The sequence below is a fragment of the Jutongia sp. genome (assembly GCF_057878315.1).
On the sequence record NZ_DBLXSO010000017.1, the window covers coordinates 35,833 to 57,659 of the forward strand.

Here is a 21,827-nt window from a genome sequence, read left to right on the forward strand (position 1 = left end):
TAGGCATGAAGTGAGAATATAATGAGCAGAAAAGAGGTTTTGTAATGAAAAACAGGAAATTTTGGCAGGGATTTTTGACGGGAGGACTGAGTGTTTTGCTTTGTATGCTGTTGGTTTGTGCCGGACTGACGGTGACAGGGAAGATCGACATCAGAAATATGATCATGAAGGTTTCGTCCGGAAGTATCCTGAATAAGAAACTGGACAGCAAGATGACAGAGCTTCAGGCGTATATTGATCAGTTCTTTCTCGATGATATTGACCGGGAAAAGGTGCAGGATTCCATCTGCAAAGGAATGGTCGATGGACTGGGAGACGTTTACGCCGCATATTACAATGAGGAAGAATACAAGGATATGAAGGAGAAGACCTCCGGCAATTACTGCGGCATCGGCGCTTATGTGAGCCAGAGCGCAACCGATGGTGCGATCACGATTGTGCAGCCGATCAAGGACAGTCCGGCAGAAAAAGTCGGACTCAAGTCCGGAGACATTATCAGTGAGGTTAACGGTAAGAGTGTGGAAGGCATGGATCTGACTGCGGTTGTCAGCAAAATGAAAGGCAAAGCCGGAACGAAGGTAGAGCTTACCGTGTTAAGAGATAATCATCAGAAGAAATTTACGATCACAAGAGAAGAGATCCATTCTCAGACAGTTGCGTATAAGATGCTGGATGGAAAGATTGGTTATATTGAGGTCAGCTCCTTCGAGGAAGTGACAAAGCAGCAATTCCGTGATGCGCTCGATGATCTGGAAAAGCAGGGAGAGAAGTCTCTGGTCATTGATCTGCGCAATAATGGTGGAGGTCTGCTCAGCACGGCGGTCGATATGCTGGACCGTCTGCTCCCGGAGGGCATTGTGGTATATACCAAGGATAAGGACGGCAAGAAAGAGGTTTATCGCTCTACGGATAAGGAAAGCTTTGATAAGCCGATCGCCATTCTGGTCAATGAAAATTCTGCCAGTGCATCCGAAGTATTCTCCGGAGCAATGCAGGATTACAATAAGGCAGTTCTTGTGGGAACGACAACTTTTGGAAAGGGAATTGTGCAGACCGTATTTGATCTGTCGGATGGAACGGCGATCAAGCTGACAACAGCCAAGTATTACACGCCGAAGGGACGTAACATCCACGGAACCGGTCTGGAGCCGGACATCACGGAGGCACTCGATGATCAGACACACCGGCAGAAAAAGAGTGGTGTCCTGATTGACAACCAGATGCAGCGTGCGATCGATTATCTGAAAAACGGAAAATAATTTTTTGCAAAATAATGAAGATACCGGTAAAGAAAAAGGACAAATTTTCCGATATACAGTACATAATATATAGGAGGGAAAGAAATATGAACCGAAGAAAAATGGAAAAACGCAGTTTATCATGGTTGTTGGTTTTATCCATGGTTCTCAGCCTTTTTGGCGGATTTTCTGCGCCAAACAAGGCAAAGGCTGCAACAGGCGACGCTACTATTTCATTTGGTGAGCCGAGCATTTCAGCAAGTGGATATTATACTTACCCGAATGCCAAGGTGACACTGCCGGATGAGGATAAGCTGATCCACAATTTAACCGTAACAGTTGACAGTGGATATATTAAGGTAACATCCACATCTATCAAGGATAAGAGAGGTGATATGATCACCGGTAAAGGTATCCTGACCACAGAGAGTCTTCAGGAGAAGGACGAAACCAATGGTGGACTGAGTCAGGGTAGTGGAAGCGAGACGTTATCAACAGACAGCTCATCCAAATATGAGACAATCTCTTTTGACTTTGATGAGATCCGTGGCGAGACCGCTCCGGGAGCACCGGTATATGCCATTGAGAATTATCTTAAGACACTTCGTTTTACCACCAGCAAGACAGGTGGCCAGACCGTTACGATCACAGCAACGACACTTGGTGTGAGTGATCTTAAGACAACGATCAACGGTGCTGAGATCCCGCTTCATTATTACAATGGTCATTTTTATGGCTATGTAACGAACTGGTGCAACTGGAGAACTGCTTATGATGAGGCATCCGGTGCAAAGTTTGCCGGAGTAAAGGGTTATCTTGCAACTCTGACAAGCCGTGGCGAGGATCGTTTCCTGTATTCTACCTTCCCGCTGTACGGACAGCTTGCAAAGGAAGGATGGATGGGATGTACCAGAGCAACTCTGGAGTCCGTTGAGGCAGGAACAGAGGCAGAGAATCTTCCGAAGATTACTTCTAATAATGATCCGAACTTCATCTGGCGCTGGGTATCCGGTCCGGAGGCAGGCAAGGAATTTGGTCAGCAGACAACCGCTTACGGATTTGGCTCCGGGGACGGTGGTTTTGAGACATTTGACGGTCACTTCTCTAACTGGCAGAGCAGTGGCAACATTGAGCCGAACGGTGGTGCAAACGAGCCGGAGGCATTTGGTTATTATGGTAAGTACGCATACGGACGCTGGAATGACTACAGTGCAACCTCCTGCGTCGGTGGTTACTACATTGAGTTCGGTGGTATGCCGGGCGATGATGAGACTCTGAAGGATAACTTAGGTGATAAGATCGTTGTTAAGAGCGATAAGACTGAGCCGGACATTGTCAATCCGGACGTAAAGGATCCTTCTGCTACAAGTGCACCGAAGAAGACATTGACCGGTGAGCCGGTGATCAAGCTTCGTGATGAGGATGCAGATGTTGAAGTTGGTACAAGATTAAAGGCTGACACCTCTAATGTCGGACCTTCCGATGCTACCTATACATATAAGTGGTATGTGCAGGATGAAGGTACAGGCACATGGTCTGAGATTCCGAATACAGCAGGCAATGTCAATTTAACACTGACGAAAGATACGCTTGATCATAAGATCAAGGTTGAGGTTGTTGGTACCGATGATTATGAGGATCAGGTTCTGAGCTCTCAGCCGTTTAATGCCACACATACAAAGCAGGTACTCATCGGAACACCGACGATTGAAAAGAAGAACAGCACAGATAAGCTGGAGCCTGGTACAGTTATCCAGGCGAAGTTAGATGATCTTGTTGATCCGTCTGATCCGGATATTGACAAGGAGCTTCACTTTGAGTGGATCGCAAAGGATCCGAAGACCGGTGGAGAGACAGTCATCGGTAAGGATGAACCATCTTACGTTATCAAGTCGGATGACCTTGGAAAGGATATCTATGTAAAGGTAACTGCCAAGGAAGATTCGGATAAGTATACAGGAAGTGCGAAATCAGAGGATGCATTTACATTGCCGCCGGCACCGACAGCAACACCGGTACCGACCAATGCACCAACACCGGAGCCTGTACTGGAGCCGATTGTTGGACGTCCATCTATCGTAAACGATGTCACAGATGAAGAGGGCAACCCTCTCAATAAGGTTGGAACTGTTCTGAACGCCAACATTGACAAGATCACACCGGAGGGTGCAAAGAAATCATTGATCTATCAGTGGTACGTCCGCGAGAGCGATGGTACATTGACCGCAATTGACGGTGCAACAGAGCCGACGTTGACTCTGACAGAGAACGAGCTTAATAAGCAGCTTCTCGTAGCAGTAACCGGTAACGAGGATGAGGGCTATTACGGAACGAGAAACTCTTTCCCGTATGATGCAACACAGCAGAAGGAAAAGATCAAGGGAACCGTTAAGATCATTAACGAAACCAAGGCAAAGGATTCCGTAACAGGCGAAGAGTATGAGGTAAAGCGTGAGGGAACGATCCTTACAGCAGATATTGATGGTGTAACGCCGGAGGATTCTCACAATACACTGACCTATCAGTGGTATGTAAAGGAGTCTGACGGAAAGCTGACACCGATCCAGGATGCAACCGACCGCAGCTATACATTGACAACGGCTGAGGTGAATAAGGAGATTGTTGTTGAAGTAAAGGGTAACGGTAAGTACAAAGGAAGTGTATCTTCCAATCCGTATGATACAACACGTACCGATTCCGATGTCAAGATCGAGGATTCCGATCAGGAAGGAAAGAGAATCATCGTGGTATCTCCGACGATGAAGGATACTGTATATGCAATCGTGGATGCGAGTGGAGACGGAACACCATTGCTTAACATCCCGACAGTGGATGAGAAGGGTGTGTCTCAGTATCCAAACGTATACACCACTGAGTTGCCTGGATATTACAGACCAAGCGAGCCGGGTGGAAAGCTGATTTTTACTGTCGATAAGGATAAAGAGTATGTCATCTATGCCAAGAAGGATACAAAGACAGATGTTGTCATTGTCGGTCCGGAGATCGAGGGAGTAACCATTGTGGATTATGATGACAAGGGTACTTTAGAGCGAAATGACGATGATACGATTTCTATTGAGGTCAATCCTGCAGACCCTGGATACCAGTACGCAATCCTGAACAAGGTGGACGGAAAGTATTATGATATGCCTGTAGAGTATGATCCGGTTAAGAAGGAATATGTTTACGACAAAGATAAGAACGACGGTTTCCTGACAACCGGTGGTGAGGGTAAGGTAATCTTCTCCAACCTTCCGGCAGACGGTACCTATAAGGTGGTTGCCATTCCGGTAGGAAAGACGATCGATGATGAGATTTATAAGGGCTTGAAGCCGAGCCAGATTCAAGGTGGTTCACCGGATATTATCTCCGTGCCAAAGCCTATCCAGAGTCCGAAGCCAAGCGAGAGTCCGGATCCCGGAAGTTCATCTGATCCAAGTGCAAGTGCAACGCCGGATCCGAATGCAAGTGCAACGCCGGATCCAAACGCAAGTACCAAACCGGATCCAAATGCGAGTGCAACACCGGATCCAAATGCAAGCGGTAAGCCATCTGCAAGCCCGTCAGCGAGTGCATCAGCAACACCTTCTTCCACACCGGGAGCAGGAAATGCTACTGCGGCACCGTTAGATCCGGGTCAGCAGAGCAGAGTTGATAAGTTCGTTGAGGAGCATGGAAAGAATCCGTCAACCGGAGAGATCATTAAGAAGGTTGATGATCTGACAAAGGATGTCGTTTCTTCCGGTGAGAAGGAATGGAATCAGTTGTCCTCTGCAGAGCAGGATGCCGTAAACCAGAGATTGAAGGATGGCGGATGCCCATATACTTATCAGGAGCTTCTTCAGATGGCTAACACATATAAGATTCCTGGATTCAAGCTTCATAAGGTTATGAAGAAGAACTCCAAGGCTAAGCTGAAGCTTATGAAGTGCAAGGGTGCTACGATCATTGTGACATCAACCAACAAGAAGGTTGCCACAGTGAATAAGAAGGGTGTCATCAAGGCAAAGAAGAAGGGTAAAGCAACTCTGACAGTCACAGCGGTTAAGGGCAAGTACAGCAACCGTCTGGTAATCAACATTGAGGTTCGTAAGAAGTTCAAAAATGCGACAGAGCTTAAGAAGTTCAAGTCCAACCGCATTAAGACACCGACGATTCTGATCGCTAAGAAGAGAAAGCTGAAAAAGTCCACAAAGATCAAGATCTATGGTCTGGAGAAGAATGCAAAGGTGAAGTATATTTCTTATAACAAGAAGGCACTTCCAATCAACAAGAAGGGACGTTACACTGCAAAGAAGAAGGGAAGATCCCTGATGCGTGTAACCGTAAAGCAGAATGATAAGACTTACTTCTTATATCTGTATGTAACAGCCTTCAAATAGACAAAACAACACTCTGAGTGAACAGAGCAGAATATGACGGACGTCGTACCGAAAGGTACGGCGTCCTTTTTGCGTATAAGAAGATGCCTGTAACATAGTAGAAATCAAGAACAAAACGCTGGTCTTGTGCTTTTTTGGTGACGCCGGTAAACGGGGATAAAACTTTTATGATAATTCCTATTGACAAAGTATGAAATCGGGTGTAATATATCCCTAGTAAGTCGATAGAGATTAGAGGAATTGGAGAAAACAAATGACAGAGTATGGATTTAACACAATGCTTTTACACGGTGTGAAGCAGAACGATCCCTATGGAGCGACACACACACCGGTTTATCAAAGCAGTGCCTTTCGGCATGAGAGTGCCGAGGATCTGGAGAATATCTTCACGAATAAGGCGATGGGATTTTCCTACACCCGGATTAATAATCCTACCGTGGAGGCATTTGAGCAGAGGATCACGAAGCTGGAGCGAGGTGTAGCAAGCGTTGCATGTGCTTCCGGGATGGCAGCATTATTTAATGCACTTGCCAATATCCTGCAGGCAGGCGATGAGGTGGTTGCAGCCGCCGGCTTATATGGCGGTACCGTAGAGCTTTTTGAAGATCTGGAAAGCTTTGGAATCACAACAAAGTATGTGACAGAGAACGAACCACAGGCTTATGAGAAGCTCATCACGGAGCATACGAGAGTTATCTTTGCAGAGACGATAGGCAATCCGAAGTTAGATGTGACAGACATCAGGGCAGTGGCAGATATGGCACATGCACATGGACTTCCGCTGCTGATTGACAATACAGTGGCGACACCGTATCTGGTCAGACCGCTGGAGCTTGGAGCAGATGTGGTTGTTAATTCCTCTTCAAAGTACATAAATGGCAACAGCGATGCCATAAGCGGTATTCTCACCTGGAGCGGAAAGTTTGCATGGGATCCGGAGAGATATCCGGGACTTGTCCCATATAAGAAGTTTGGACCGATGGCATACGTCGCAAAGCTTCGCAACGGATTATTCCGAAATACAGGAGCCTGTTTATCTCCGCAGAATGCATTTCTTAATAATCTGGGTCTGGAAACACTGGGGCTTCGAATGCAGCGCCAGTGTGAAAATGCAAAGGAGCTTGCAGAGTTCTTAAGAGACATGGGAGCCGGTCTTACGGTCAACTATCCGGGATTGCCGGAGAGTCCATATTATGAGCTGGCAAGCAGGCAGCTTGACGGTGGCTACGGCGCGATCATCACGGTGAGAACAGGAAGCAGAGAGAAGGCATTTGAGATCATTAACACATTAAAGCTTCCATACATTTTGTCCAACATTGGGGACACCAAGACATTAGTTCTTCATCCGGCGTCAACCATTGCGGTTCATCTTTCCAAGGAAGATCAGCTGCAGTCGGGAGTATATGAGGATCTGATCCGCATCAGTGTTGGTATCGAAGATATTGAAGATCTGAAAACGGATTTTGAGGCTGCAATTCGCGCGGCACAATAAATAAAAGGGCATATGTTATGAAAGGATAGGTACAGGATATGGCAGTAGATTATGGAACATTAAAAAAAGGCGGTTTCATGAGACAGAAGCAGAAAAATAACTTTTCGCTTCGTATCGCAGTCGTCGGTGGGACACTGACTGCAGAGAATCTGAAAAAAATCGCCGAAGTTGCAGAGGAACACGGTGAGGGATATGTACATCTGACATCCAGACAGGGTGTTGAGATTCCATTCATTAAGCTCGAAGATATTGATGTTGTCAAGGAAGAGCTTGCCGAGGGCGGTTGTAAACCGGGTGTCTGCGGACCGAGAGTTCGTACCGTTACTGCCTGTCAGGGAAATGCGGTTTGTCCGAGCGGTAACATTGACACACAGGATATTGCAAAGAAGCTTGACGAGCGTTACTTCGGCCGTGAGCTTCCACATAAATTTAAATTTGGCGTTACGGGCTGCCGTAACAATTGTCTGAAGGCAGAGGAGAACGATGTTGGAATCAAGGGAGCAACAAAGGTTGCATGGAAAGAGGATGCCTGCATCAGCTGTGGTCTTTGCGTAAAGGTCTGCCGCGAGGGGGCTCTCAAGCTGGAGGACGGAAAGATCACATTAGATCAGGGCAAATGTAATTTCTGCGGACGTTGCGTGAAGTCCTGCCCGACCGATGCATGGGATGCACAGAGTGCTTATCTGGTATCCTGCGGAGGAACCTTTGGTAACACCATCAAGGAAGGACAGTATATGCTGCCACCGATCACCTCAGAGGAACAGCTTTTCCGCGTAACCGATGCAGCGATCCAGTTCTTTGATGATCACGCAAATCCGGGTGAGCGATTCAAATTTACGATCGACCGGGTTGGAAGCAATAAATTATACGAGGTATTAAAGGAGGCATACGATGGCTGATATTAAGATTGATGATACAGTGGATATTACCGATGTGGTCTGCCCGGTGACATTTGTCAAGGCAAAGGTGGCATTGGAAGAGCTGGAGGACGGAGAGGTTCTCGCAGTGAAAATGAACGACGGTGAGCCGGTACAGAATGTACCGAGAAGTATTAAGGAAGAGGGTCATCAGATCCTCAAGCTGGAGGACAATGAGGATGGAACCTACACCCTGATCGTCCGCAAGGTAGAAGAAGAGTAAAGAAGAAACAGAAAGGCATGGTGATACATATGGCAGCAAGAATTAATGAGCAGCAGTTTGAAGAAAAGGTATTGAAAGCGGATAAACCGGTTTTGGTGGATTTTTATTCGGATACATGCATTCCATGCAAGAGAATGGCTGGAGTGCTCGGCGAGATTGAGGATGATTACGACGGCAAGCTTGACGTGTTCAAGATCAATGTAAACTATGAGCAGGGACTGGCTGGCAAATACGAAGTAATGTCTGCACCGACACTGATCTACTTCATCCATGGAGAGCAGCAGTGGAGACTGACCGGAGTGGTAAAGCGTGAGGAAATCACAAAGCTTGTTACCGACATCTGATGCATCACTTGAAATGCTTTAAGAGGTGCCCAATATTTGGGACACCATGAAATAGAAATAAAAGAAACTTACAGGTGTAAGAAAGGAGAATACAATGACAATCACAATTGCAGGAAACAAGAAAGAGTATGATGAGGGTGTAACCGTAGAGCAGCTGATCGAGAAGGAGAACGTTGAGAATCCATTATATGTTACCGTAACGATCAATGATGACTTCGTAGACAGAGAGAAGTTTGGCGAGACAGTATTAAAGGATGGCGATGCCGTTGAATTCCTTTACTTCATGGGAGGAGGAGCAAGATAATGGCTTTTACAAACGAACAGCTTGAGAGATATTCCCGCCACATCATCCTTCAGGAGGTTGGTGTAAAGGGACAGAAGAAGCTCTTAAACGCCAGCGTTCTGATCATCGGAGCAGGCGGACTCGGAGCACCGGCAGCACTTTATCTGGCTGCAGCAGGTGTTGGTACGATCGGTATTGTTGATGCCGATGAGGTAGATCTTTCCAACCTGCAGAGACAGGTCATCCACACCACCAATGATGTGGGCAAGGCAAAGGTGAAATCCGCTGCGGAGACAATGGAAGCGATCAACCCGGATGTTACCGTCAAGACATATCGCACATTTGTAGATTCCACAAACATTATGGATCTGATCAAGGATTATGATTTCATCATTGACGGTACCGATAACTTCCCGGCAAAATTTTTGATCAATGATGCCTGCGTTATGGCAGGAAAGCCATTCTCCCATGCCGGTATCATTCGTTTCAAGGGTCAGCTCATGACCTATGTACCGGGAGAAGGACCATGTTACCGTTGTGTATTCAAGAATCCACCGCCAAAGGATGCGGTTCCAACCTGTAAGCAGGCCGGTGTCATCGGTGCTATGGGCGGTGTTATCGGAAGTCTTCAGGCAATGGAGGCAATCAAGTATATTATCGGTAAGGGAGAACTTCTTACCGGAAAGCTTTTAACATACGATGCACTGAAAATGGAATTTCACACGATCAAGCTTCCGAAGGATCATCACTGTGCCGTATGCGGCGACGAGCCAACGATCACAGAGCTTATCGATTATGAGCAGGCAGAATGTGATCTTAAGTAAAACTAGTCACCGGTGTGCTAAGTAAGTTTACGGCCTGGCAAGCTTGCCTGCAAAAAGCAGTGAGCTTACTCGGTGCAGATGCCGGTGAATAGAATACAGAACATAGAGATGATATAGAAAGTAAGGTGAAAGCATGGCAATAACGTTGAAAATGAAAAAAGAAGATTACGAGAAGATCCTGGCACACTGTCAGGCAGGTCTTCCGAATGAATCCTGTGGACTTCTGGCGGGAGATATTGACGGAGAAGTAAAAAGCATCACAGAGGTATATCTGCTGACGAACATTGATGCCAGCAACGAGCATTTCTCCATGGATCCGAAGGAGCAGCTTGCGGCTGTAAAGGATGCCAGAGCAAAGGGTAAGAAGCTGATCGGAAACTTTCATTCTCATCCGGAATCGCCATCACGTCCTTCCGAGGAGGACAAGAGACTTGCATATGATTCCACAATGGAATATCTGATCCTGTCTTTGCAGGAGGCAGACAATCCGGTGCTCAAGGCATTCGGAATTGATCCGGACAAGAATGTTACAATCCATGAGATTGAATATCTATAAAGGCATTCGGAAAATTTTCCTGAATGCACCGGAATAAAAGCCGATGGCTTTTCGTGAAATAAAGGGTGACAAACGACACAGAAAGGATGGTTCCATGAGTAAAGATTTTGAAGTACGGCAGATCAACACAGATGTATTGATCATCGGAGGAGGTACCGCAGGCTGTTACGCAGCACTGACTCTGAGCCGTGACACAGGGCTGTCCGTGGTGATTGCGGAGAAAGCCCATATTAAGCGGAGCGGATGTCTGGCAGCAGGAGTCAACGCGATCAACGCTTATATCACGAAGGGGCATGCTCCACAGGATTATGTCGATTATGCCAGGAAGGATGCCGCAGGTATTGTCAGAGAGGATCTGCTGCTTACCGCAGCGGAGCATTTCAATGAAGTGACTGCAGATATGGAAAATCTTGGTCTTGTGATCCTGAAAGATGAGAATGGTGATTATGTCACCAGAGGAAACCGTAATATTAAGATCAACGGAGAGAACTTCAAGCCGATCCTTGCCAAGGCAGTACAGGAACAGGAAAATGTATCGGTTATAAACCGTGTCAATATCACAAAGCTTCTGACAAAGGATAATAAAGTTTATGGTGCGGTAGGATTTTCTCTCGAGGATGAAACCGCTTATGAGATCCATGCGGGTGCCGTGCTGGTGGCAACCGGCGGGGCAGCAGGACTTTATAAACCGAACAATCCGGGATTTTCCCGACATAAAATGTGGTATCCGCCATTTAATACCGGTGCCGGATATGCCATGGGAATCCGGGCAGGCGCAGAGATGACCTCCTTCGAAATGCGATTTATCGCACTTCGCTGCAAGGACACGATCGCACCAACCGGAACCATTGCACAGGGAGTGGGAGCAAAGCAGATCAATTCCAAGGGCTTTGTTTACGAGGACAAATACGGACTCACCACAAGCGAGCGTGTCTATGGCACGGTTCGCGAGAACCAGCTTGGAAACGGTCCATGCTACCTGAAGACAAGCGGTATTGACAAGGATCAGGAAGAAAATCTTTTAAAGGCATACCTGAACATGGCGCCAAGCCAGACGCTCAAATGGATCGAGACCGGGGAGCTTCCGGGCGAGCAGGATGTTGAGATCGAGGGAACAGAGCCTTACATTGTCGGCGGACACACGGCAAGCGGTTACTGGGTAGACACCAACCGTGAGACAACGATCCACGGTCTGTATGCTGCCGGAGATGTGGCAGGAGGATGTCCACAGAAATATGTAACCGGCGCACTGGCAGAGGGTGAGCTTGCGGCAAAGGCAATCGAGAAGCAGTTAAGCGGGACTTCTGTAGCCGATGGTGCGGACGAGGAGATTGCCCGTCAGGCACAGGAAGAGACTGCCGCTTATCAGGATATTTTAGCCGGAGAGCAGTCACCGTTTACGGCGGAGGAGCTTGAGGAGGCAATGCAGAAGGTGATGGATGAATATGCCGGCGGTATATCTACCCATTACCAGTACAATGAGAAGCAGTTAAAGCTTGCCGATGAGAAGATCGATCAGCTGACTGCACTCGCAGATGAACTTACCGCACAGAATATGCATGAGCTTTTATTCGTTTATGAATTAAAGGAGCGGCTGATCGTCTGCAAGAGTCTGATCGCACATCTGAGAGGACGTAAGGAGACGAGGTGGCATTCCTTCAATGAGAATCTGGATCATCCGAACGAGGATGAGAACTTTTTCAAATATGTCAATTCCCGTCTGGAGGATGGAAAGATCCGGATCATACTGAGAGATATTGTAAAGGAGGGGTCCTATGAGCATACAAATTAACCGGCAGAAATGTATCGGCTGCGGTCAGTGCATGCAGGTCTGCCCGGGAACGCTGATCGAAAAGCAGGAGGGAAAAGCAGTGATGCGCTATCCGAAGGACTGCTGGGGATGCGCTTCCTGCGTGAAAGAATGCCCGGTTGGAGCGATAGGATTTTTCCTCGGAGCAGATATCGGAGGAAACGGCAGTGTGATGACTGTGACAAAAGACGGACAGATCTTACATTGGAATATTCATAAAAGCGATGGACGCGAGGTTACGATTGATGTAGACCGGCGCAGTTCCAATAAATATTAGAAAAGGATGGAGGACGACTATGAGTGGATTAACACATTTGGATGAATTAGAGGCAGAAGCAATCTACATAATCAGAGAGGTTGCAGCGGAGTGTGAGAAGCCGGTTATGTTATATTCGATCGGCAAGGACAGTTCGGTAATGCTTCACCTGGCAATGAAAGCATTTTACCCGGAGAAGCCGCCATTTCCTTTTCTTCACGTTAACACAACCTGGAAATTCCGTGAGATGATCGAGTTCCGTGACAAGACCGCAAAGGAACTTGGCATTGAGATGCTCGAGTACATCAACGAAGAGGGTGTGAAGCAGGGAATCAACCCGTTTGATCACGGTGCTGCTTACACCGACATCATGAAAACACAGGCACTGAAGCAGGCATTAAATAAATACGGTTTTACAGCAGCATTTGGTGGCGGACGACGTGACGAGGAAAAGAGCCGTGCCAAGGAGAGAATCTTTTCCTTCAGAAATGAGTCGCATGCATGGGATCCGAAGAACCAGCGTCCGGAGATGTGGAAATTATATAATACGGAGATCAACAAGGGCGAGAGCATTCGTGTATTCCCAATCTCCAACTGGACTGAGAAGGACATCTGGCAGTATATCAAGCGGGAAAATATCCCGATCGTGCCTCTTTACTTTGCGGCAGAGAGACCGGTTGTATATCGTGACGGCAACATTATCATGGTAGATGATGATCGTATGCGTCTGGAGCCGGGCGAGAAGCCGGAGATGAAGATGGTTCGTTTCCGTACACTGGGCTGCTATCCGCTTTCCGGTGGTGTGGAATCCAATGCAACAACACTCGATGAGATCATTGAGGAGACGCTCAGCTCCGTAGAGTCTGAGAGAACAAGCCGTGTGATCGATAAGGACGGCGGCGCTGCAAGTATGGAAAAAAGAAAGAGAGAGGGGTATTTCTAGGATGAATGGATTATTAAAATTTATAACCTGTGGAAGTGTAGATGATGGAAAATCAACCTTGATCGGTCATATCTTATATGATTCCAAGCTGTTATATGCAGATCAGGAAAAAGCATTGATCCTGGATAGCAAGGTTGGCTCCCGTGGCGGTGAGATTGATTATTCTCTGCTGCTTGACGGACTGATGGCAGAGCGTGAGCAGGGTATCACGATCGATGTGGCATACCGTTATTTCACAACGGATAACAGAAGCTTTATCGTAGCAGATACACCGGGTCACGAGGAGTATACAAGAAACATGGCAGTTGGTGCTTCTTTTGCACAGCTTGCCGTAGTTATGGTCGATGCAAAGCAGGGTGTTCTGGTACAGACAAGACGCCACGCAAGAATTTGTGCTTTGATGGGAATCCGCTATTTTGTATTTGCGGTAAATAAGATGGATTTAGTAGATTACAGCGAAGAGCGTTTCCGTGCGATCGAAAAGGATATCAAGGATCTGGCAGAAAGCCTTGGTCTTTACAGCGTAAAGATCATTCCGGTCAGCGCAACAGAGGGTGACAACGTAACGGTTGTATCTGAGAATATGCCTTGGTATCAGGGTGGTACACTGTTAAATTATCTGGAGACAGTCGATATCTCCGAGCAGGAGAATTCTTCCGTATTCTATATGCCGGTACAGCGTGTATGCCGTCCAAATCATGAGTTCCGTGGTTTCCAGGGACAGATTGAAAGCGGACGTATTAAAGTCGGTGAGACGATAACCACACTGCCGAGCGATGAGAAGGCAACGATTAAGTCAATCCTGAATGGTTCTACGGAGGTACAGGAGGCTGAGGCAGGTCAGGCAGTAACGATCCAGCTTGACCGTGAAGTGGATGTAAGCCGTGGCTGCGTACTGACCAATAAGGAAGACCTTCCTTACACTAAGGACGTAACAACAACATTGTTGTGGATGGATGATGAGCCGCTTTCTCTTGGCAAGGAGTACCTTGTTAAGCTTGGAACCAAGAAGATCCCGGGAATGTTAAAGAGCATTGAGTACAAGATCGATGTCAACAGCGGAGAGCATATTCAGGCAGACCATGTTGAGAAAAATGAGATTGCCGTTTGCCATCTGGAATTTGCAGAGAAGATTATCGTTGACAAGTTCAAAACCAACAAGACACTCGGCGAGCTGATCCTGATCGACCGTATCAGTCATGCAACTTCGGCCTGCGGTGTTGTTGAGGATGTTTCCACCGATGGTGAGGTACCATATTTCCAGAAGGATGATATCAAAACCGGCGGATATATTTTCGAGGAATTCTACTTCAATCTGGAGAACGCATTCCTCTCTAAGGTAAATACACAGGATAAAACATACCATGTTGGCGATACCGTGCCGATCGAGGGCGACAGCTTTAAGTATCCGGATTATTTCGATATTCTTGCAGCAGACAGTGATGCCGTTATCCTGATTCGTAACCGTGTGATCGAGGACATCATTCCACTGTCCGAATATCAGTACACAGGACTTCCTGTTCTTGATGAGAGAGGATTTGCACTGCGCATCCGTGTAAAGGCAGACCTCGACAATTATCTGTACGAGTACAAGAATCTGGACAAGGAGAACCATTTAGAGTTCTTTAACAAGTGGTCCAAATTTGAGACATACCGTAGAATTATATGCACTGATAATTTCTGGATGATATGATGCAAGGGTCAAAAGTAGATAGCAATGTATGTTTACATACAAATTGCTATCTACTGGCTTGACCCGCCAAACACCGACAAGAAGCAGATTTGCTTGCAAATCTGTGGGATTGGAGGTGGTTGCAGGATTGCGGAAATTGCGTCGCAATGGAGCAATCCGTGGCATCAGGGTAATGCGAACACTTGCGTGTTCGCATTAGAAGTTGCTTCGCATATTATTAGTGTCAACCGTAGTTTTAGCAGTTAGAAGAGGAGTTCCATATGAAGATTTCTACCAGAGGAAGATATGCTTTGATCCTGATGCTGGATCTGGCGAATCATAATCGCGGCGTGCCGGTGCCGTTAAAAGAAACCGCAAAACGCCAGCAGATTTCAGAAAAATATCTGGAGCAGATTATTTCCGTACTCAACAAAGCTGGTTTTGTAAAGAGCGTCCGTGGGCCTCAGGGTGGTTATCTGCTGAAAAAAACACCGGAGGAGTACACGGTGGGAATGATCCTGCGGCAGACGGAGGGCGATTTAATGTCCCTTTCTTCGGACACCTCCAACGAAATGGAAAAGGCTTCTGTGATCAACCGCGTCTGGGACAAAATGGGAAAAGCGGTCAATGATATTGTAGACAATATTACACTGCAGGATCTTTTGGACTGGGAGGAAGAGCAGACGGAAGAAGCCGGATTTTATGTAATCTAAATAATAAAAATAATACCGATAATGTTTCTTGGCGATACAGGATAAGGCATTATCGGTATCTTTGGTTTTGAGAAGAGAACAACGGGAAAGGAAAACGGATATGAGAGATATTATAATTATAGGAAGCGGTCCGGCGGGATTGTCGGCTGCAGTTTATGGCAGACGTGCCGGTCTGGATATTCTTGTGATCGAAAAGGAATATTGTGGAACCGGGCAGATCGCGGAGAGTGGTCAGGTGGATAATTATCTGGGCATTCCGGGGATTGACGGATATTCTCTGGGAGAAAAATTCCGGGAGCATGCTGAGAATCTGGGGACGGCTTTTCTGGAGGAAGAGGTCACGAAGCTGGAGCAGTCCGATGGTTATTGGAAGGTACTTCTGGCAGGCGGGGATGTTTTGGAGACGAAGACCGTGATCTATGCGGCAGGAGCATCCCATCGCCATTTAAACGTACCGGGAGAGGACAAACTTTCCGGCAGAGGTGTGTCCTACTGTGCTACCTGTGACGGCGCATTTTTTCAGGGAAAGGTGACGGCAGTGATCGGCGGTGGTGATACGGCACTGGATGATGCTCTTTATCTGTCGCAGATCTGTGAGAAGGTTTATCTGATCCACCGTCGTGACGAGTTTCGCGGAAATGCGGGGACGGTGCAGAAGGTAAAGGATGCAGAAAATATTGAGATCCTGACGAATGCGAGAGTACAGGAGATTCAGGGAGAACAGCGGGTAGAGGCTGTGGTGCTGGAGGATGGCCGCAGACTGGAAGTGGCTGGTGTCTTTGCGGCAGTAGGAATGGAGCCGGTAACAGGACTGCTTCAAGGCGTTGCAGAACTTGATGAGTATGGTTATGTGGCAGCAGGAGAGCAGGGGATCACCTCGGCCCAGGGACTGTTTGTGGCCGGAGATGTGCGGACCAAGGTGCTTCGTCAGGTGATTACGGCGGCAGCAGATGGAGCTAATGCAGCGACAGAGGCGGAGAGGTATATCCGGAGATAGTATGTAACATAGAAAATGTTTATTGACTTTCCTTTCTTTTTTTTTTATAACGATAAAAAAAGGGAAGATTGAGTATCTATACGGTGAACGATAATGACAATATTCAGTAAAAAAGAAAAAGCCGGAAATCAACGGAGAATATTTCATAAGGACACAGTCCGTCAGGCATTCTGGCGGGCTTTGCCCATTATGGGGAGTTATTTGTTTGTGAGCATGTCCTATGGGCTTTTAATGCAGGAGGCGGGCTATCGCTGGGGCTGGTCGTTGCTTGTGAGCATGACGGTGTATACCGGGGCATTCCAGTTTGTTCTGATCACATTTTTAAGCAGCGGTGCGTCTCTTCTCACCATCGGGCTCACGGCATTGTTTATGAACAGCCGGCAGTTTTTCTATGGACTCAGCTTTGTGGAGGAATTCCGGCAGATGGGAAAACGTTATCCGTATATGGTGCATACAATGACAGACGAAACGTATGCGGCAAACTGTGCACTGCAGATGCAGCAGGAGCAGAGGGCGAAAGAGTCTGACCAGAAAATGGGACAGAACGAAAAGAAAGCGGTGCCGGAAGAGGACGAAAAGAACATAGCAAAATCCCGGGAGAACATCAGGAAACGTGATGAGATGTTTTGGATCGCGTTGTTTTCAAGGATAAGCTGGATGCTTGGTGCGGTGGCTGGCGGCGTGATCGGACAGAGCATTCCCGTGGAACTTAAGGGTATTGACTTTTGTATGACAGCGCTGTTTGTCACGATATTTGTGGATCAGTGGCGGTCGGCAAAGAGCCATATTCCGGCATTGCTTGGTCTTGGCTGTGGAGTGGTTCTGCTTCTTCTTGTGGGACCGGATTACTTTTTGCTGCCGACGCTGATACTGGTGTCAGGTATTCTGCTTCTGATTCGTGGAACCATGAACTCTGCGGTCGGAGCAGCTTCTGGAGAGGAGGCTGTGGAAAATGAATAATATACAGGCATTTACGGCAATCATGCTGGCGGTGGCATGTACTCTTCTGATGCGTGCACTGCCCTTTACCCTGTTAGGAAAACGTCAGGAGATCCCGGAGGTCATCCGGTATCTGGGAAATATCCTTCCGGCGGCGATCATGGCGGTGCTGATCGTATACTGCCTGAAATCCGTGCCGATGGATTTTGGCGGAACAGGGATGTATCAGCTTCTGGCTGCAGGAGTCTGCGTACTGTTACATGTCTGGAAGAAGAATACACTGTTTAGCATTGTCGGAAGCACGGCATTTTATATGATATTGCTGCAGTTTGCATGACAAAACGAAAAAAAGATATCATAATAATCGGGATTGTGGTACACTAAGAAAGATTGGGAGATATTTTGCCGGGTGGCAGGTATCTTCATAGAAGGAAAGGAATACAGGATTCATATGTTAAATCAGTTTTCTAGAACACAGCTTTTATTGGGAAAGGAAGGAATTGACCGGCTGGCAGAGGCGAAAGTGGCTGTTTTTGGCATCGGAGGAGTTGGCGGCTATGTGGTGGAAGCGCTTGCCAGAAGTGGTGTCGGTTCTTTTGTATTGGTGGATGACGATAAGGTATGTCTGACGAATCTGAATCGTCAGATCATTGCCACACGCAGTACAGTGGGCAAATATAAAACAGACGTGATGCGTGACCGCATTCTGGATATTAATCCGCAGGCGCAGGTGGAGGTCAGACAGTGCTTTTATCTGCCGGAAAATGCCGATGAATTTGATTTCTCAGAGTATTCTTATGTGGTAGATGCTGTGGATACAGTGACAGCGAAGCTGGAGATCATTATGCGTGCGAAGCAGACCGGCACCCCGGTGATCAGCAGCATGGGGGCAGGCAATAAGCTGGATCCGACGAAGTTTCAGGTGGCAGATATTTATGATACGACGATCTGTCCTCTGGCGAGAGTCATGCGCCGGGAGCTTCGCAAAAGAAATGTCAAGGATCTGAAGGTGGTTTTCTCTACTGAGAAGTCGATTCGCCCTTTGGAGGATATGAGTATCAGCTGCAGGACAAACTGCATCTGTCCGCCGGGAGCAAAGCACAAATGCACAGAGCGCCGCGATATTCCTGGTAGTGTGGCATTTGTCCCATCTGTAGCGGGACTGATTATTGCCGGAGAGGTTGTGAAGGATCTGGCAGGTCCGTTGCCGGTTCAAGAATAGAAGGGATGATATCCGATTATGAATATTGAAAAGTTAGAAAAAAATCTGAGAGACCTGATCCTGGAGGAGCAGGTGAAGCTTGGTTATCGTAAGGAGCTTTTGCGTCTGTATTATCCGTTATCCTCTCTGAATCATCTGCTGGAGGTAGATTGTACGGAAGAGGAAATGTTGGAGAGGATGAAGGAGTTTTCAGAGGCCACAAGAGCGCATTTTGGCGGGATTTCAGCATCTTCCCAAAAAGAAAGATTTTGCATTCAGATTCCACCGGAGGGAGTGGAGTATGTCCATGAGCATCAGGAAGAGGATGATTTCCTGGTGAAATTTATAGAGACGATCGCCCGTCACGGCTGTACTCTGAAGGATGTGGAAACGCTTTTTGCACAGTATTCGGATCAGGTGTTTGAGGGCAGTTATGCAGGGGATGATTTTGATTATGTGTTCTATTTTCGGGACAGTAAGCCGAATGATTACCGCTATTGCATCACCTTCGAGGGCTGCCACGTGATCTATCACCGGTTTACCCCGGAGGATTATGTGGACTTTGACTTTGGAGAGGTCACACCAGTCGTGTGTTCTTAAATCGTGCGCGAAGGCAAAAGTGAACATAGAGATTGCCAGATGCCGATGCTTGCATCTGGTAGCTGGCAGATCGATATGTGAATGCGCCCGCGAGTGAGAAAAGCGAAGCTTTTTCGAACCTTTTGCCGGAGCGTTGCGAAAATTCATTATGGGCGAAATTTGAAAATAGAAAGAGGTAAATTATGTTTATAGGTACTATATGGTCATTGCTGCCACCGATCCTGGCGATCATGCTTGCTTTGATCACAAAAGAGGTTTACAGTTCACTGTTTGTGGGAATTGTAGTAGGAAGCTTTATGTATGCGCAGTTTCATCCGTGGACTGCATTCACCGTGATCTTTGATACCATCAAGGACAGCATGAATATCAATATTTTGTTTTTCCTGGTAATGCTTGGTATGATTGTCGTGCTGATGTCCCGCTCCGGCGGTTCGGCGGCTTACGGAAAATGGGCGATCTCCAAGATCAAAAACAAAAAGGTTGCACTTTTGGCGACGATGGGGCTTGGCGTACTTATTTTCGTGGATGATTATTTTAACTGTCTGACGGTTGGCTCGGTGATGCGTCCGGTGACCGACCGGTACAAGGTGTCCAGAGCAAAGCTTGCTTATATTATTGATGCCACGGCAGCGCCGGTCTGCATTATTGCACCGATCTCAAGCTGGGCGGCGGCTGTCAATTCCTATGTGCCGAAGGGATCCTCGCTGACGGGCTTCAGTCTGTTTCTGCGGACGATTCCGTACAATCTGTATGCAATCCTGACCCTTTTGATGGTGCTTTATCTGATCCTCACCGGTTTTGATTTCGGTTTGATGAAGAAACATGAGATCAATGCGGAGCGCGGTGATCTGTTTACGTCCGGAGAGGATGCACTGAAGGAGGAGAAGCAGGAAGAGGTTAACGAAAAGGGACGTGTTGCTGATCTGGTTCTTCCGGTAGTGCTTCTGATCGTATCTGCGATCGGTGCCATGATCTATACCGGATATTTAGGAGGAGCAACGAATGTGGTCGCTGCGTTCTCCGGCTGTGACTCTGAGCGGAGCCTGATCTTTGCAGGACTTGTCACGATCCTTTTCTGTTTGATCTGGTATCTTCCGAGAAAGGTTCTGAACTTTGACGATTTCATGGAAAGCTTTGTGGAGGGATTTCGTCTGATGGTTCCTGCCATGGCGATCCTGACCTTTGCGTGGGCGCTGAAGGGAATTGGTGATCATCTTGAGATCAGTACATTTGTGAAAAGTGTTGTCGGACAGAATGCTTCGGCAAGTATGTTTATACCGATGCTCATATTTATTATTGCAATCTTTCTGGCGTTTTCGACCGGAACGAGCTGGGGAACCTTCGCAATTCTTGTACCGATCGTAATTGCAATGTTCCCGGAGCAGGGACATATGGAGATGATGATCATTTCGGTGTCGGCGGTACTGGCAGGTGCGGTATGCGGCGATCATGTGTCCCCGATTTCGGACACCACGGTTATGTCCTCGGCGGGAGCACAGTGTAATCATATGAATCATGTTTCAACGCAGCTTCCGTATGCGGCTGTCGTGGCGGCAGTCTGCGTGGTTGGCTATATACTGGCGGCATTCATCCAGATCTGGTGGGTTGTTCTGACCTTAAGCGCGGCAATCCTGCTGGCGGTGCTGACGGCGATGCGGATATGGCTTCAGAAGAAAGCGTGATCTTAAAGAGAGACAAGTTTCATCATCTGAGGGTTATTTGGGGACAGTCTAGCCGACTGCCTCAGATAACTCTTTTTTTGCCTCTTGTTCCTCTACTCTTTTAATCATAATATACACATCTCCTTAAATTTCGATTTGTCAGATTCATAAAACACTATTTTCTATAAATTGTATCATAATCACTTAATTCGAAAATGTAATTATTGTTTATAGTTTGCTTCAAGCCATCTGGCAACACCATCTTCGTCATTCGACAAAATCACCTCTGTTGCATATTGTTTTAATTCATCGTGTGCATTTGCAACAGCATAACTTTTATCAGCCATTTGAAACATGTCTATATCATTTTTTTCATCACCAAACACAATTAGCTTTTCGCAATTCAACATGCTTTGTAATTGCCTTATAGCATTTGATTTTGATGCCTCTAACGGCATAATTTCTAACCATTGTTCATTTGTATAAATATCCGTTTGATATACACAATGATATTTATCCTTATATTTATCATACAAAGGCATAAGCTTTTTTGGCTCATCAATACAGGTAATATAAAAAATATCACCCTCTTTCAACTCAGACAATGAATTCACCTCATTTGTTCGAACATCGCCTCTACGGCTTTCGAGGAACATATTCATACCCTCTGTACACATTTTTCGCACAAACGAAAATTTTTCCACCCCATTAATGTATGCGTAAACAATGGGATACACGTTATTGCTAAACAAATCTTCTAGCACGGAATGTACGGA

Annotated in this window: 21 protein-coding genes; 20 read left to right on the top strand and 1 reads right to left on the bottom strand. The window is 46.9% G+C overall.

Features of this window, described 5'->3' with window-relative positions; translation table 11 throughout:
* Positions 1 to 44: 44 nt before the first annotated feature.
* The 20 genes from ACZLMD_RS05890 to ACZLMD_RS05985 all read left to right on the top strand — a co-directional run bounded on the left by ACZLMD_RS05890 (position 45) and on the right by ACZLMD_RS05985 (position 21,072).
* Positions 45 to 1,259: a S41 family peptidase gene (locus ACZLMD_RS05890; RefSeq protein ID WP_489495304.1), complete on the top strand. Its 1,215-nt coding sequence runs from the start codon at positions 45 to 47 to the stop codon at positions 1,257 to 1,259.
* A gap of 86 nt (positions 1,260 to 1,345) precedes the next feature.
* A complete protein-coding gene (locus ACZLMD_RS05895; RefSeq protein ID WP_489495305.1) occupies positions 1,346 to 5,620 on the top strand; it encodes a hypothetical protein in 4,275 nt (1,424 codons plus the stop codon).
* A 253-nt stretch (positions 5,621 to 5,873) separates the two neighbouring features.
* Positions 5,874 to 7,112: an O-acetylhomoserine aminocarboxypropyltransferase/cysteine synthase family protein gene (locus ACZLMD_RS05900; RefSeq protein ID WP_489495306.1), complete on the top strand. Its 1,239-nt coding sequence runs from the start codon at positions 5,874 to 5,876 to the stop codon at positions 7,110 to 7,112.
* Positions 7,113 to 7,150: 38 nt separating this feature from the next.
* Positions 7,151 to 8,011, top strand: coding sequence for a 4Fe-4S binding protein (locus tag ACZLMD_RS05905; RefSeq protein WP_484108974.1), 861 nt, complete (start codon positions 7,151 to 7,153; stop codon positions 8,009 to 8,011).
* A complete protein-coding gene (locus ACZLMD_RS05910) occupies positions 8,004 to 8,252 on the top strand; it encodes a sulfurtransferase TusA family protein (RefSeq protein WP_022306896.1) in 249 nt (82 codons plus the stop codon). The genes ACZLMD_RS05905 and ACZLMD_RS05910 overlap by 8 nt, the downstream gene beginning before the upstream one ends.
* Before the next feature lie 29 nt (positions 8,253 to 8,281).
* Positions 8,282 to 8,596 carry a thioredoxin family protein gene (locus tag ACZLMD_RS05915; RefSeq protein WP_118559769.1) on the top strand — a complete coding sequence of 105 codons (315 nt, stop codon included), beginning with the start codon at positions 8,282 to 8,284 and terminating at the stop codon, positions 8,594 to 8,596.
* 94 nt (positions 8,597 to 8,690) lie between these two features.
* Entirely contained in the window at positions 8,691 to 8,900 is a 210-nt protein-coding gene (thiS, locus tag ACZLMD_RS05920; protein WP_022306894.1) for a sulfur carrier protein ThiS, read from the top strand.
* Positions 8,900 to 9,703, top strand: a complete 804-nt coding sequence (thiF, locus tag ACZLMD_RS05925; protein ID WP_022306893.1) for a thiazole biosynthesis adenylyltransferase ThiF — start codon at positions 8,900 to 8,902, stop codon at positions 9,701 to 9,703. The genes thiS and thiF overlap by 1 nt, the downstream gene beginning before the upstream one ends.
* A 133-nt stretch (positions 9,704 to 9,836) precedes the next feature.
* Entirely contained in the window at positions 9,837 to 10,259 is a 423-nt protein-coding gene (locus ACZLMD_RS05930; RefSeq protein WP_118559770.1) for a M67 family metallopeptidase, read from the top strand.
* A 94-nt stretch (positions 10,260 to 10,353) separates the two neighbouring features.
* Positions 10,354 to 12,051, top strand: a complete 1,698-nt coding sequence (locus ACZLMD_RS05935) for an adenylyl-sulfate reductase subunit alpha (protein WP_022306891.1) — start codon at positions 10,354 to 10,356, stop codon at positions 12,049 to 12,051.
* Positions 12,035 to 12,346 carry a 4Fe-4S dicluster domain-containing protein gene (locus ACZLMD_RS05940; protein WP_489495307.1) on the top strand — a complete coding sequence of 104 codons (312 nt, stop codon included), beginning with the start codon at positions 12,035 to 12,037 and terminating at the stop codon, positions 12,344 to 12,346. Before ACZLMD_RS05935 ends, ACZLMD_RS05940 begins: the two co-directional genes overlap by 17 nt.
* Positions 12,347 to 12,365: 19 nt before the next feature.
* Positions 12,366 to 13,268: a sulfate adenylyltransferase subunit CysD gene (cysD, locus tag ACZLMD_RS05945; RefSeq protein ID WP_022306889.1), complete on the top strand. Its 903-nt coding sequence runs from the start codon at positions 12,366 to 12,368 to the stop codon at positions 13,266 to 13,268.
* 1 nt (position 13,269) lies between these two features.
* Positions 13,270 to 14,961, top strand: a complete 1,692-nt coding sequence (locus ACZLMD_RS05950) for a sulfate adenylyltransferase subunit 1 (RefSeq protein WP_455056687.1) — start codon at positions 13,270 to 13,272, stop codon at positions 14,959 to 14,961.
* A gap of 260 nt (positions 14,962 to 15,221) precedes the next feature.
* The gene (locus ACZLMD_RS05955) at positions 15,222 to 15,653 is read left to right on the top strand and encodes an RrF2 family transcriptional regulator (protein WP_022465095.1); all 432 of its coding nucleotides are present in this window, start codon (positions 15,222 to 15,224) and stop codon (positions 15,651 to 15,653) included.
* A 100-nt stretch (positions 15,654 to 15,753) separates the two neighbouring features.
* Complete coding sequence (locus tag ACZLMD_RS05960; RefSeq protein ID WP_489495308.1) at positions 15,754 to 16,650, top strand: NAD(P)/FAD-dependent oxidoreductase; 897 nt, start codon at positions 15,754 to 15,756, stop codon at positions 16,648 to 16,650.
* Between the two features lie 189 nt (positions 16,651 to 16,839).
* Positions 16,840 to 17,610, top strand: coding sequence for an AzlC family ABC transporter permease (locus tag ACZLMD_RS05965; protein ID WP_482522748.1), 771 nt, complete (start codon positions 16,840 to 16,842; stop codon positions 17,608 to 17,610).
* Positions 17,603 to 17,926 (top strand): branched-chain amino acid transporter permease, encoded by a 324-nt coding sequence (locus ACZLMD_RS05970; RefSeq protein WP_482522747.1) that lies wholly within the window; start codon positions 17,603 to 17,605, stop codon positions 17,924 to 17,926. The genes ACZLMD_RS05965 and ACZLMD_RS05970 overlap by 8 nt, the downstream gene beginning before the upstream one ends.
* 114 nt (positions 17,927 to 18,040) lie before the next feature.
* Positions 18,041 to 18,811: a tRNA threonylcarbamoyladenosine dehydratase gene (locus tag ACZLMD_RS05975; protein WP_118559776.1), complete on the top strand. Its 771-nt coding sequence runs from the start codon at positions 18,041 to 18,043 to the stop codon at positions 18,809 to 18,811.
* 18 nt (positions 18,812 to 18,829) lie between these two features.
* On the top strand, positions 18,830 to 19,390 hold the full coding sequence (locus ACZLMD_RS05980) for a DUF3877 family protein (RefSeq protein WP_482522746.1): 561 nt from the start codon (positions 18,830 to 18,832) through the stop codon (positions 19,388 to 19,390).
* 182 nt (positions 19,391 to 19,572) lie between these two features.
* Positions 19,573 to 21,072, top strand: a complete 1,500-nt coding sequence (locus tag ACZLMD_RS05985) for a Na+/H+ antiporter NhaC family protein (RefSeq protein ID WP_489495309.1) — start codon at positions 19,573 to 19,575, stop codon at positions 21,070 to 21,072.
* A 200-nt stretch (positions 21,073 to 21,272) separates the two neighbouring features.
* On the opposite strand, the gene ACZLMD_RS05990 is transcribed toward ACZLMD_RS05985, so the two are convergent.
* A partial coding sequence (locus ACZLMD_RS05990) for an HAD family hydrolase (protein WP_489495310.1) occupies positions 21,273 to 21,827 on the bottom strand: 555 nt, incomplete at its 5' end.

Coding starts and splice junctions, on each gene's coding strand:
- ACZLMD_RS05980 (WP_482522746.1), top strand. CDS start 18,830: ATGAATATTGAAAAGTTAGAAAAAAATCTGAGAGACCTGATCCTGGAG.
- ACZLMD_RS05915 (WP_118559769.1), top strand. CDS start 8,282: ATGGCAGCAAGAATTAATGAGCAGCAGTTTGAAGAAAAGGTATTGAAA.
- ACZLMD_RS05985 (WP_489495309.1), top strand. CDS start 19,573: ATGTTTATAGGTACTATATGGTCATTGCTGCCACCGATCCTGGCGATC.
- thiS (WP_022306894.1), top strand. CDS start 8,691: ATGACAATCACAATTGCAGGAAACAAGAAAGAGTATGATGAGGGTGTA.
- ACZLMD_RS05930 (WP_118559770.1), top strand. CDS start 9,837: ATGGCAATAACGTTGAAAATGAAAAAAGAAGATTACGAGAAGATCCTG.
- ACZLMD_RS05950 (WP_455056687.1), top strand. CDS start 13,270: ATGAATGGATTATTAAAATTTATAACCTGTGGAAGTGTAGATGATGGA.
- thiF (WP_022306893.1), top strand. CDS start 8,900: ATGGCTTTTACAAACGAACAGCTTGAGAGATATTCCCGCCACATCATC.
- ACZLMD_RS05965 (WP_482522748.1), top strand. CDS start 16,840: ATGGGGAGTTATTTGTTTGTGAGCATGTCCTATGGGCTTTTAATGCAG.
- ACZLMD_RS05960 (WP_489495308.1), top strand. CDS start 15,754: ATGAGAGATATTATAATTATAGGAAGCGGTCCGGCGGGATTGTCGGCT.
- ACZLMD_RS05900 (WP_489495306.1), top strand. CDS start 5,874: ATGACAGAGTATGGATTTAACACAATGCTTTTACACGGTGTGAAGCAG.
- ACZLMD_RS05940 (WP_489495307.1), top strand. CDS start 12,035: ATGAGCATACAAATTAACCGGCAGAAATGTATCGGCTGCGGTCAGTGC.
- ACZLMD_RS05910 (WP_022306896.1), top strand. CDS start 8,004: ATGGCTGATATTAAGATTGATGATACAGTGGATATTACCGATGTGGTC.
- ACZLMD_RS05975 (WP_118559776.1), top strand. CDS start 18,041: ATGTTAAATCAGTTTTCTAGAACACAGCTTTTATTGGGAAAGGAAGGA.
- ACZLMD_RS05895 (WP_489495305.1), top strand. CDS start 1,346: ATGAACCGAAGAAAAATGGAAAAACGCAGTTTATCATGGTTGTTGGTT.
- ACZLMD_RS05905 (WP_484108974.1), top strand. CDS start 7,151: ATGGCAGTAGATTATGGAACATTAAAAAAAGGCGGTTTCATGAGACAG.
- cysD (WP_022306889.1), top strand. CDS start 12,366: ATGAGTGGATTAACACATTTGGATGAATTAGAGGCAGAAGCAATCTAC.
- ACZLMD_RS05955 (WP_022465095.1), top strand. CDS start 15,222: ATGAAGATTTCTACCAGAGGAAGATATGCTTTGATCCTGATGCTGGAT.
- ACZLMD_RS05970 (WP_482522747.1), top strand. CDS start 17,603: ATGAATAATATACAGGCATTTACGGCAATCATGCTGGCGGTGGCATGT.
- ACZLMD_RS05935 (WP_022306891.1), top strand. CDS start 10,354: ATGAGTAAAGATTTTGAAGTACGGCAGATCAACACAGATGTATTGATC.
- ACZLMD_RS05890 (WP_489495304.1), top strand. CDS start 45: ATGAAAAACAGGAAATTTTGGCAGGGATTTTTGACGGGAGGACTGAGT.